The organism is Crassaminicella profunda (assembly GCF_019884785.1).
Taxonomy (GTDB): domain Bacteria; phylum Bacillota; class Clostridia; order Peptostreptococcales; family Thermotaleaceae; genus Crassaminicella; species Crassaminicella profunda.
This window is the reverse complement of the sequence record NZ_CP082326.1, coordinates 2,660,690-2,672,718: the sequence shown is the minus strand read 5'-3', so window position 1 is coordinate 2,672,718 and position 12,029 is coordinate 2,660,690. Positions and strand designations below refer to the sequence as shown.

The window sequence follows — 12,029 nt, the reverse complement described above, 5'->3', positions numbered from 1 at the left end:
TTTAAAGATGGGGTAAAATATTAATTTCTAAAGTTTTACCATCCCAAGTAATTTCATCGATGATTTCATTCATTATTTTCTTCTTTTCATGAAAAGTAAGAGTATCTACATTACTTGCAAAATCTTTTATAAGACTGAGTAGTATCTCTATATTTATTTTTTGTAGATTTGTAGATTCTTTTTTTTCGTTTGTATTTTCTAATTCGTTTTGTATATCAGCAATTTTATCATCAAAGGTTTCTATCTGCTCAATGATATATTTGGATGCCTTTGAATCTTGATTCTTTGCTAACTGTAAGGTTAAGTTACCAATCGCAGCTTTGCATTCTTTTAATTCTTCATAAAGCTTATCTTTATCAACGTTGTTTACAGTAGATAAATTGTTTAATTTCTTTCTTTCATTCAAAAGGAACTGATAAAAATCATGATTTGCATGACTCATTTTTTTCAGTTCATTCACCACAAATTCATCTGCTTCATTACCATTTAAATTTTTAATATTGCAACGACTACCCCTTGATCTTTCTTTCATTAAGCATTTATAGTAATAATAGGTTCCATATTCTTTTTTAGATATGGAAATTCTCATCTTAGAACCACAGTTTTTACACCGCAGTAATGTGGTAATCAATCCAATATTGCTAGTACCTACTCGAGGAGCTTTTTGGCTGTTTCCCTCTAATAAATTTTGTACTCGTATCCACTCATGAGAAGGAATGATACCTTCATGATTTCCTATAGCAACTACCCATTCAGAAGGATCTTTTCTTACAATCCTATTTTTCTTTTCATCATGCTTATTATAGACCATGAGCCCATGCGTACCATCAAATTCTTCAGCCTTGTTAGCGATATCAGCACCAAGATTTTGAAAATACCCATATATTACTTTATTCCCTATAACATAAACAGGATTAGTAAGAATGACTTTTAAAATACTTTTATCAAAGTCTTTATTGTTCCTCGTTTTTATGTGACTTTCTAATGCCCAGCTTTCAAGTTTTGTAAGGGAACCTAGTTCTAAATATTTTTTATAAAAGACTTTTACTAATTCTAGTTCCTTGTGAATGGGAGTAAGGTGATACATTTTCTTCTTTGTATTTTCTACATTGAAATATGTACTTCCTTTACTCTTAAATCCCATAGGAGTCTTTCCCCCAAGCCACCTGCCTGTTCTAGCTAGGGCTAACATATTATCTCTGATTCTTTCAGCAATGGTTTCTCTTTCAAGCTGTGCAAATACAGAAGTAATATACATCATGGCACGTCCCATAGGAGTAGAAGTATCGAATTGTTCTCGAATGGATACAAAATCAATATTGTACTCTTGAAGGAGAGCAACTAAACTTGAGAAATCAGAAATATTTCTGCTGATCCGATCCAACCGATAGCAAATAAGGACCTGGAACTTTTTCTTTTTTAAATCCTTTAGCATCTTTTGAAACTTAGGTCGATTACTATTCCCACCAGAGTAGCCTTCATCTTCATAAATAAGAAAATTATTTCCTTGGAAATGCTTCTTTGCATAATCTCTGCAAAGGTCTATCTGATTTTGGATAGATTCACCTTTTTCAGTAGCTTTCGATTTACGAGAATATATGGCAATGGTTGATATGTTCATCACCTCCTTGTATAAGTAGTTATTCATATTTTTACGCAACAGCGGGATTTTAGTACTTGTATTATTTATAAATACATCAATGAAGTGGACAATATTACACAAATTGGAATAGTACAAACCCATTTCTTAATATTAATTAGATAAAGAAGGGGGATGTACAAATATGCCAAAACAAAAAATCAAAGTAGTCGTCAACATTCCCGATAAAAGTGTTTTAGAAAAACGAATGGCAAGAGCTTTAGCGAAGGTTGTTATTGGAAGGGTGAATAAGCTTGATATAGATGAGAGAAAGATTGTGTATGATGAGATTTTGAGGAGGTTGAAAAATACATAAATTGATGCCAATTTATTATATGGAGGGATTATATTGAAATGCAGTATGGAGTATAGTAAAATAATGGTAATGTATAGAGGTAGTATGCTTAGAAACAAGATATACGCACGAATAAAATTTATAAAAAATACTTTTAAGTGGGGAGACTATGGAAACTAAAAAATGGTACAAAAAAGATAGCTTTTGGTCAGTAATCTTTATAATAGGTTTAATGTGGGTACATTTATTTATAAGGGATACTTCTTTTGACGGAGCGTTTCCAGCTGTTTGGATAGGTTTTTTGATATCTCGTTTAATAAGAAAAGCAACAAAAAATACAAAAGAGAAAGAAGGAATTATTTTTTCAACTATGATGATTGGTAATTATATTCTTTTTAGATATGGGATATACATACCTAATTATATCCTTGTTTTTAGTGGATTTTCATGGATTATTATTAATGCTTTCAACAAAGAGAACGTAACATATAAGCTACAAAAAAAGATTTTAATTATTATACTATTGATTGGATTTTTTTCTGTAGATTATTATATGTATGCAAATAATATTATCAAAGATAAAAATTTTTATAGATATGTAAAAAAGGAATATAACATTAAGGGAAAAGTAGAAGAAGAGGATTTAAAGGGGATAGGAAAATTAGGGTTAGATGATGATGATCGTATAAATAATCTAGATGGGATTGAAAATTTTAAAGATGTTGAGTATATATACATATCTGATGGCTTCATCATTCATGATTTTAGACCTATTGGAAAGTTGAGTAATTTAAAACATCTATTGGTTTGGTATGCAAATGTAGATAAACTTGAGAAAATTGATAATATGGAATCTCTGGAGAGGCTTGAAATCCTATATCCTAAAGGTGGTAAAATAGATAGTTTAGATAATTTTCCAAATCTAAAAAGGTTTGACGTGCAAGGTATGGATTTTGAGGATTTGATAGGACTAGAAGGACCAGCTAATTTAGAAAGATTAAATATTGCAGATGGGAAAGTAATAAGTTTTGATGGTATCGAAAAATTCCCACAGCTAAAGGAATTAGATTTCTATGAATTGTGAATTACAGATATTAGTAAAGTATTTGAATTAGAGCATTTAGAAAAGATTAGCATTCAGGGCGGTTATATTCCAAATATGGATGAATTTGAACAGGAGGCTAAGAAAAAAGGAATTGAAGTTGAAAAAATTAAGAGTAGTGGATTGAATATGTATATAAACTAATTTTTATAAAAATGTAGATAAAGGAGTGTCCTGTTAAAAGGAAACTCCTTTAATATTATTTTGGGGTATTTTAGAAAGTTTATCTATCAAATGTAGAAAGATATAGAGATGAAAAAATGGGGAAATTGTTATATAATGGAATATAGAAATGTAAAAGTTATGTCCGTTTTATTTGATTTAAAGGAATTAGTGTATATAATTGAAGATTTAAATATATTAAGAAAAGAGTGATGCTATGAAAATTTCGAAAATAAAAATAGAAAACTTTCGTTTGCTAAAACAATTTGATCTTGATTTAGAAGATGATTTATCTGTAGTTATTGGTAAAAATAACTGTGGAAAAACTTCATTACTATCTATTTTAGATAAATTTATTGGAAATAAATCAAATATAAACAATTTTACATACGATGATTTTAATATTGATTTTCAGAAAGAGTTGAAAGAAAAAGTAGAAAGTAATTATAGTCCAATAGAAAATGATACATTTTTCCCTATAGGGATTTCTATGAAACTGTTTATACAATATCATGAAGATGATGATTTATCTAATATAAGTGAGGTTATAATGGACTTAGACCCTGATAATCAAAATGTAGTTTTGGGGTTTGAATATACTTTATCTCAAGATGAATTTAATAAGTTAAAAGATGAATATAATAAATATAAAGACAATCGTGTAAAAGCAGATGAAAAATATGAAAATAGAGATGAATTAGCTAAACATTATTTTGGAAATTTTATTAAAAATGAATATAAGAAATTCTTTAAATCTTCAAAAAAATCTATTGCATATGATTTAATCGATAAAAAAGAAAAAAATGATGAGTATATAGATTTGGATAAGAATAAAATAAACTTAGAGAAGATTATTAGATTTAAATATATAAGTGCACGTAGGTCGGTTTCAAACGTAGAAACTGATAATACACTTTCAGTGCTTTCATCGAAATACTATGAAAAGATTGAGGAAAATGATGAACAAAAGGTAGCAATAGATAAATTTAAAGATCAAATTGTTAGTACGGATAGGCAGTTAAATAAAATATATGACAATTTATTTGATAATGTTGTGGGGAAAGTAAAAAAATTTGGAGGTATAAAACCTGGCGAATCGGTTATTCAGATAGTGTCTTCACTAAAACGCAAAGAATTACTAAAAGGAAATACAACAGTAATGTATAATCATAATGATGCTAATTTGCTACCAGAGAATTATAATGGATTAGGGTACTTAAATTTGATTAGCATGATTTTTGAAATAGAAGTGGACTTGAGCGAATTTAGAAAGGACGGAAAAGAAAACCAAAAGCCAGCAGATATTAATTTGTTTTTTATTGAAGAGCCAGAAGCACATACTCATCCACAGATGCAGTATGTATTTATAAAAAATATTAAAGATATTTTGAGAGATGGGTGTAATGGTAGTGAAGGTAAAAATTCATTTGACATGCAAACCGTTATTACAACACACTCTTCTCATATAACGTCTGAAAGTGATTTTAATGATATAAAATATTTTTATAAGAAAAAACAAGGGTGTGTTCTTGCAAAAAATTTAAAAGATTTAGAGTTAGAGTATTCTAAGGCCGAAGAAAAGGGAAGACAGCAATTTAAATTTTTAAAACAATATTTAACTTTAAATCGTTCTGAATTATTTTTTGCAGATAAAGCAATATTAATTGAAGGTGATACGGAACGAATATTGTTACCTGCAATGATGAAAAAAATTGATCAAATGGAAAAAGATAATGGAGTCCCAATGCTGTCACAAAATATTTCAGTTGTTGAAGTAGGTGCATATTCTCATATATTTGAACGGTTTATTGATTTTATTGGAATAAAGGCATTAATTATAACAGATATAGATTCAGCAAAGCTAGTAGAGAAAAAAAAGAAAGATGAAAAGAGTGAAATAAAAAAAGAGGGGAATGTAAAATTTGTGCCAGCTCCATGTAGGGTAGATGGTGAAAATGGAACAATAACAACAAATGCTTCATTAAAGTTTTTTTGTGCAAAGTATTTAGAAGAATTACCATCTGAAAATGTTAAGGATGAATTAGAGTATTTTAAGAATTTAGAATTTGAAAAAAAGAAATTGACAAGAAATTCAGAAACAAATAATTGGGAGCAGAGTGCAATCGGGGAGATAGCGGTTACTTATCAAGTTTCTGAAGAAAATGAAAATGGAGCTTCATATCATGCTAGAAGTTTTGAGGACGCTTTTTTTCATGTAAATAGAAAATTTATTATAGAGAATAAGGAAAATTTTAAAAGCTTGAAACATATTAAATATTTCGATGATCTAACTAAAGATGCATATGATTTAGCTGAAAATTGTATAGGTAAAAAACCATCTTTTGCTATGGAAATTTTACTTAATAGCAAACCTGATAAAAAAGGAAATGAATTTAGTAATTGGGAGATACCCCATTACATAAAGGAGGGTTTGTTATGGCTGAAGCAAGATTAGAACTAGAAGTTGAAAAAGTTTTTGAGCATATTAAAAATGGAGAAAATTTTTTATTAAGTGGAGGTGCTGGCAGTGGTAAAACTTACTCTTTAGTACAAGTTATAAAGGAAACTATTAGGCAACATCCTACAGATCAGATAGCTTGTATGACCTATACTAATGCTGCTGTCAAAGAAATTGAAGAAAGGGTTAATCATAAAAATTTAAGAGTGTCTACAATTCATGATTTTTTATGGGATAATATAAAAAGATTTCAAAAAGAACTTAAAAAATCACTTTTGATACTTATAAATGATAAAGAATGTAAAATCAAAAACCCGAGTGCAGATATTTGACAGGAGTATGTTAATACATTTGAATACGGAATAAGTTATAAAGAGCATTTGAATATAAATAAAGGAGAAATTTCGCATGATGAAGTTCTTATATTAGCTAATTACATGTATAAGAAGTATAAAGTATTATGCGATATATTAAAAGATAAATATAAGTTTATATTTATTGATGAATATCAAGATACAAGCCCATTAGTTGTACAAATATTTCTAGAGTATATTCAGCAAAGTAGAAAAAAATGTATTGTTGGTTTCTTTGGTGATACAATGCAATCTATTTATGAAGATGGGATTGGTGACTTGAGTAAGTATATTGATTTAAAAAGTGTACAAGAAGTTCGAAAGCTTCAAAATAGAAGAAATCCTCAGCTAGTTATAAATTTAGCAAACAAGGTAAGAGTAGATGGATTGATACAAGAACCATCAGAAGATAATAATGCTCCAAATATGGAGAATGGACAAGTTAAGCAAGGTAATATCAAGTTTTTATATTCATCAAGTAATAATTTAGGAAAATTAAGAGGTACTAAGTATTTTCATGGTTGGCGATTTGATGATGCTAAGGAAACTAAAGAATTGAATTTAACACATAACTTAATAGCCCCTAAAGCAGGATTTAGTGAACTTATGAATATATATGATAAAGATCCAATTATACAATTTAAAAATGACATACTAAAAAAAATTAAGACAAAGAAAATTCCAGTTGATGAAAATGCAACCTTTAGTCAAGTAGTAGAGTTGGCTCCAGTAAAAAACAAACAAAAACAATTAAAGATTGATTTGATTGTTGAAGATATAGATAAGAATGAATTATATGAACAACTTAAAGATTTACCATTTTCTTATGTGAGAAAAATCTACTTAAATAAGGATTCGTTAATAGATGATAAAAAGGACGATATGGATGATGAAAATAAAAAAGGGTCTAAAAGAGATGATATAATAAAACATCTTTTTAAAATACAATTGCTCGTTCAATTATATGAAGAAAAAAAATATAGTGAATTTATTAGAAAAACAGAGGTTAAAATAGACTCAATAACAAAAAAGAGGCAAGTAAAAGCAATTATTGAGAAGATTAAATCTATGTCGGAATGTACTATTGAAGAAGTTATAGACTTTGCAGATGAAGAAAGAATTTGTAAAAAAGATGATAAATTTAATAAATTTGTAGAAAAAAATGAATATATTTATAATCGTGTAAAAAAGGTTAAATTTAAAGAGCTTCAAAATTTGTATTACTATTTAGAGGGGTATACCCCTTTTTCAACTCAACATAAAATTAAAGGGGCTGAATTTGATAATGTACTTGTTATTTTAGATGGTGGAGGATGGAATAATTATAATTTTGAATATTTATTAAATGATAGCCTATATGCTTCTCTAAATAAGAGCAAACAAAAATCATATAATAAAATCCTATTAAGAACTCAAAAAATTTTTTATGTTTGTTGTACAAGAGCGAAGGAAAATCTGATTGTTTTTTATCATAATCCATCACAATCAATAATAAATAAAGCTAAAGAGTGGTTTGGGAAAGATAACGTTCATGAATGTTGACTAAGACCTTCTATTATGGAGAGTTTTTAAATAATAGATTGGTTTGAAGGTGAATATGGTATACGAAAACAGTAAAAGAAATTACAAAAATAATAAAAATACCTTTGAAAGGATATAGAATTCTTTATCCCTTCGAAGGTGTTTTGTGTTTAAAATATAAAAAGGTTTAGTGGTTATAGAGTGTGAAGAGCAGATCCGTCATAGGAGATAAAATTAGTATAATAGTATGTCTGAATAATTCTTGGAGTTTATAAAATTAAGTAAAAAATCACATTTATAGCAAATTACCAATATATGTTCATAAGTTCCTACTCCTCCTCATAAAGCGCAATCAACAAAGCAGTATTAATAGCCAAAGATTGATTATGCGTGATATTTTTGGTTTGAGCCATTTTTTCAATAATCCTCTTTTTTATTTTAGCATTAATATTTACAGATTCTCTTTTTCGATTACAAGAGTAAATTTCTATAAAGCTATTGGTCAGATCCTTTTTAGCTTGAGAGGAATTTTTTTCAATAAAGTTTTCTATTCTAGTAAGTCTAGTGTCTAAATAAGAAAGCTTTTTATCAATGGATTTTAGATAGTCTAATATGGTTGAATCTGTTTTATCAGAAGGGGTTTGCTCTGGTTCATCAGATTTAGTAGTGAAATTTTTTGAATTATGTGCATCCCCCTCAAAGAAAGAATATTGTATTGGTCCATCTAGTATGGGCTTATATTTTTTGGGTTTAGCTTGTGTATCCCAGTATTTATTGTATAATTTCTTGATTTTTCTTGTAATGGTTTGATAGCAGTAATGTTCGTTATATTCATCAGCTAGTATTCTTGAGATTTCTCTAGGGTTAGTATTATTTTGGACAAGTTCTTTTAATTTTACAGCTGATTGAGGAGATAAAGTTTTTTTATTGCTCATAATGGCACGTCCTTTATAGCTTTTTAATATAAGGTATTTAGGGTGTGTCTTTTTTATGACAATACTGGGGCAATAATCAAAATTAAAATTCATTTTTAATATTTGAAATGTAAAACTTTTATTTATGAAAATCCTTATTTTTTCAATGTTTATAGCATTTGTTAATAATATTTGAATAAAATCCGATACATAAAATATACAACAATAAAATTTTAAAATTTTGGAGAGGCAATATGTCTGTAGCAGTATACTAAACCAGACTAAAAACACCACATGTACAATCTATAAAATATTGATATTTGTCGCCATGTAGATGGTTAATTTGATGTTATCGTTTGTCTTGGTAACAACTACCTTATCGATTAGCATATCTATGATCATCCTTTTTCGTTCGTTAGATAGATGCTTAAAATCCTGTTTGAATAATTTTTTCAAGGCAGCTACTAAATCTGATTCAGTTTTAAATGAATTAGCGGTAATAGCATTTAATTCATCCTTATAGGATTTTAGGATATCCAGTTCTCTTTGTAGAATAGGTCTTTGAATCTTTAAGGCTTCAAGAATGGTTTCATTGTCTTCACATTGGATTAAATCATCTAATTTTGAGATGTGCTGTGTTTTTTTTGTAAATTCTTCATCAATTCTTTTGATCTTATCTTCATTTTCCTTCAAAATCCGATCTCTTGTTTTGGAATAATAATACCACATGATATTTGTTTTTTCAGGAGTCAGATTAGCTAAAAAGTCATTTATGAATTTTTCTTCAATGATACTTTTTTTAAGAATCATTTTTTCATCTTTTTTTAACTTTTTTGTACAATCACATCGATAAACTCCTTCTCGAGGATTACCATTTTTATAAAATCCATAGTTTTTAGCTTTTAAAATAGCTCCACAGTTACCACATGCAAGCTTATCTCTTAGTAAAAATGGAGTGCTGTAGTATTTAGAATCCTTCATACTTACTTTCTTATGCCGTATATTTTTTGCTTGCTCCCATTGATCAGTTGTAATAAATGCAGAACATTGTTCATCAGGAGAATATACCATAGATGCATTGTTTACATCATAACTTCTACGACTACGCCTTCCCCATGCAATTCTTCCTGTATAAGTTTCGTTGGTAATAATACTTTTAATTTTACTTTTGTTCCAATGATTTGTGTTATCATGTTCATTTAAAAGCTGTGCTATTTTTCTGTAGCTGTAACCGTATTGATTGTGTAGTCTGAAAATCTCTTCTATATACTTTTGCTCGTTTAATAAGGGAACCAAAATCCGTTTCTTCTTATGAGAATTTGGATTAATACATTCTGTAACATAGCCATATGGGGGATATCCAGCAGGCCAATAGCCGTCTCGGACCTTTTGAGATAGACCATCTCTGGCTCTATCGGATATAAGATTGGCTTCAAGTTCAGCGATACTACCAAATACTAATTCTACAAACTTTTCAAGTCCTTTGTTTTCAATATTCATAGATTCACTAGGGTTTGCAAAGTGAAGTTCTATGCCTTTTTTCTGTAGAAAAAGCTTGATCCCTACATAGACTTCTAGATTTCTTGCAAGGCGGTCACGGGTACTGACAATAAGGTGCTTGAATTTTGATTGGTTGACTGAAGTGATGATCTTTAGTAGTTTGGGTCTATTCTTTAGAGCAATATAAAGATTGTTTTCACAGCCTATATCATCAAACTTTACTTTAGAGGCAGATTCGTATTCTTCAACAAATTGGATGATTTCATATTTGTGTTTTTGGGCGTATTTTGTAGCATATACCTTTTGTGAATCAATAGAATGCCCATCTTTCTTCTGATCTTCTGTAGAAACTCTTAAATATGCAATGGCTTTTTCTTTAGGATTATTTTTTATAGGTAATTGTGATACTGAAATTTTGTCCATTTGATTTTTTAAGCACCACCTTTTTAATGAATTTAGATAGCATATAGTGATAAGCCTGCCAGTTTTCTTTGAAGAATTGGATATCAGATGGCGTAAAAGTGCCTAATTGCTTCTTAAATGCATCCAGGTTATTTAAAATATTTAGCAATTTAAGCTTTTCATTACCTGCCTCATTAATATTTTCTTGAGTTGATTGAATATCACTTTGTAAGGAGGCTATTTCTTTTTTTAATGATGTATCATTAGTAATAATGTATTCATCTAATTTATTTCTCATATTTTTTCTTGATTGAGCAAGTGTTTTCTTTTCTTCAGTAAGTTTTTTGTTGATCTTTTTAATCTTAGTTTGAAAGATCCTCTGAAAATATTGGGCGTTGATCTCATGAATAATCTGTTCAAATACTATTCCTATGACATTATCTATGTGAACTTGCATACATTGCTGTTTACAGATATAGTATCCATTTTTAAGCATGAGAGGTTCTTTGCAGGTGTTACAATATAATAAATTTTTAAATAGATAGTCCTGATCTAACGGACCTTTTTCAAGAAAATAGAAGTGAAGGAATACTTCTTTCCAGTCTTTCCAATCTACAAGCTTTGCAAAGTTTTCACACTTCATAAATTTCTTTTCATCTAATAGATACTGTCCATTATCTTTATCCCAGATGACACAATCATCTAGGGAATCATCTTCTTCTATGATCATTTTTCCTCCGTATATGGAACGTTGTAGAATTCTTTTGAGGAAGGATTTAGTGATTTTTTTAATAGGATTGCTGTTTAAACTTTCGATCAAGGCATCTAAGGTATTGCAATCTTTGATGATAGAACTTTTATAGGTAGCAAATATCCTTTTGACTAATTCTGCTTCATCTGTGTTAATCTCAAAGTCATGCTTTTTACCTTTAACCTTGCTATAACCAAAGGGAGGATTGCCACATTGGAAAATTCCTTTATATCTAAGATTTTGTCTACCTCCTTTGGTTCTTTGATAAATATACTCAGGCTCTAATGTGCTGATGGACATTAATATATTCTCTAAGAAATTTGTGATGTAAGAGCTACTGTCGAAATTGAGATTACCTTCTTTTACATAAAAAACTTTCACATGATGCTTCTTAAAAATTCTTCTTAAGTGCATGAAATCATCTATTCTTCTAGAGAGACGATCCCTACGAATGAGTACTAAGTTTTTGAACATGCCTGTTTCCATATCACTTAAAAGCTTTTTAAACTCTTTTCGATCATAGAAATGTTTTATTCTTGCTGATTCCTTGTCTTGGTAGACTTTGTAGAGAAGTAGATTATTTTCTTCAATGAACTTTGTACAGGTTTCTTTCTGAGAATCTAAAGAAAAACTGTCATTTTTTCCTGATATTCTAGCATAAATGGCAGCATAATGTTCAGGTGTAGGATCTAATAATGTTTTTTTATGACCATCCTTATCTAAAGTATCTTTATTTCTTATGTAGTCATCAATTTTTCTTATTACTTGTTGAGAATTGGTTGTCATACATATTCACCTCAGCTATATGATGATCCATGAAATAATCCACCATAAATTTAATAAAGTTTAATTTTGCATTTTCATTTTCACTATAGACAAGCTCTATGGTGCTTGAGATAGATTGTTTTTTCATTTTGACCTCCTTAAAATAT

General features: G+C 28.9%; 10 protein-coding genes. 5 read left to right on the top strand and 5 right to left on the bottom strand.

Annotation, left to right across the window (positions count from 1 at the left end):
• Position 1: 1 nt before the first annotated feature.
• On the bottom strand, positions 2–1,621 hold the full coding sequence (locus tag K7H06_RS12655) for a recombinase family protein (RefSeq protein ID WP_223036408.1): 1,620 nt from the start codon (positions 1,619–1,621) through the stop codon (positions 2–4).
• Between the two features lie 163 nt (positions 1,622–1,784).
• Here K7H06_RS12655 and K7H06_RS12650 point away from each other — a divergent pair, with 163 nt between their 5' ends.
• From K7H06_RS12650 to K7H06_RS12630, 5 genes are all read left to right on the top strand, one after another.
• The gene (locus tag K7H06_RS12650; protein WP_223036407.1) at positions 1,785–1,955 is read left to right on the top strand and encodes a hypothetical protein; all 171 of its coding nucleotides are present in this window, start codon (positions 1,785–1,787) and stop codon (positions 1,953–1,955) included.
• A gap of 148 nt (positions 1,956–2,103) precedes the next feature.
• Positions 2,104–3,018 (top strand): leucine-rich repeat domain-containing protein, encoded by a 915-nt coding sequence (locus K7H06_RS12645; protein WP_223036406.1) that lies wholly within the window; start codon positions 2,104–2,106, stop codon positions 3,016–3,018.
• 397 nt (positions 3,019–3,415) lie between these two features.
• Positions 3,416–5,653, top strand: a complete 2,238-nt coding sequence (locus K7H06_RS12640) for an AAA family ATPase (RefSeq protein WP_223036405.1) — start codon at positions 3,416–3,418, stop codon at positions 5,651–5,653.
• Positions 5,635–5,988, top strand: coding sequence for an AAA family ATPase (locus tag K7H06_RS12635; protein ID WP_223036404.1), 354 nt, complete (start codon positions 5,635–5,637; stop codon positions 5,986–5,988). Before K7H06_RS12640 ends, K7H06_RS12635 begins: the two co-directional genes overlap by 19 nt.
• Positions 5,989–6,036: 48 nt before the next feature.
• Positions 6,037–7,551: a UvrD-helicase domain-containing protein gene (locus K7H06_RS12630; RefSeq protein ID WP_246637527.1), complete on the top strand. Its 1,515-nt coding sequence runs from the start codon at positions 6,037–6,039 to the stop codon at positions 7,549–7,551.
• A 308-nt stretch (positions 7,552–7,859) separates the two neighbouring features.
• Here the strand turns inward: K7H06_RS12630 and K7H06_RS12625 are convergent, their stop codons facing one another.
• The 4 genes from K7H06_RS12625 to K7H06_RS12610 form a co-directional block, all read right to left on the bottom strand.
• A complete protein-coding gene (locus K7H06_RS12625; RefSeq protein WP_223036403.1) occupies positions 7,860–8,465 on the bottom strand; it encodes a hypothetical protein in 606 nt (201 codons plus the stop codon).
• A gap of 282 nt (positions 8,466–8,747) precedes the next feature.
• A complete protein-coding gene (locus tag K7H06_RS12620; RefSeq protein WP_223036402.1) occupies positions 8,748–10,367 on the bottom strand; it encodes a recombinase family protein in 1,620 nt (539 codons plus the stop codon).
• The gene (locus tag K7H06_RS12615) at positions 10,327–11,883 is read right to left on the bottom strand and encodes a recombinase family protein (protein ID WP_223036401.1); all 1,557 of its coding nucleotides are present in this window, start codon (positions 11,881–11,883) and stop codon (positions 10,327–10,329) included. Before K7H06_RS12615 ends, K7H06_RS12620 begins: the two co-directional genes overlap by 41 nt.
• Positions 11,846–12,010, bottom strand: a complete 165-nt coding sequence (locus K7H06_RS12610) for a hypothetical protein (protein ID WP_223036400.1) — start codon at positions 12,008–12,010, stop codon at positions 11,846–11,848. Before K7H06_RS12610 ends, K7H06_RS12615 begins: the two co-directional genes overlap by 38 nt.
• Between the last annotated feature and the right edge of the window lie 19 nt (positions 12,011–12,029).

Coding starts and splice junctions, on each gene's coding strand:
- K7H06_RS12635 (WP_223036404.1), top strand. CDS start 5,635: ATGGCTGAAGCAAGATTAGAACTAGAAGTTGAAAAAGTTTTTGAGCAT.
- K7H06_RS12645 (WP_223036406.1), top strand. CDS start 2,104: ATGGAAACTAAAAAATGGTACAAAAAAGATAGCTTTTGGTCAGTAATC.
- K7H06_RS12655 (WP_223036408.1), bottom strand. CDS start 1,621: ATGAACATATCAACCATTGCCATATATTCTCGTAAATCGAAAGCTACT.
- K7H06_RS12620 (WP_223036402.1), bottom strand. CDS start 10,367: ATGGACAAAATTTCAGTATCACAATTACCTATAAAAAATAATCCTAAA.
- K7H06_RS12610 (WP_223036400.1), bottom strand. CDS start 12,010: ATGAAAAAACAATCTATCTCAAGCACCATAGAGCTTGTCTATAGTGAA.
- K7H06_RS12650 (WP_223036407.1), top strand. CDS start 1,785: ATGCCAAAACAAAAAATCAAAGTAGTCGTCAACATTCCCGATAAAAGT.
- K7H06_RS12640 (WP_223036405.1), top strand. CDS start 3,416: ATGAAAATTTCGAAAATAAAAATAGAAAACTTTCGTTTGCTAAAACAA.
- K7H06_RS12615 (WP_223036401.1), bottom strand. CDS start 11,883: ATGACAACCAATTCTCAACAAGTAATAAGAAAAATTGATGACTACATA.
- K7H06_RS12625 (WP_223036403.1), bottom strand. CDS start 8,465: ATGAGCAATAAAAAAACTTTATCTCCTCAATCAGCTGTAAAATTAAAA.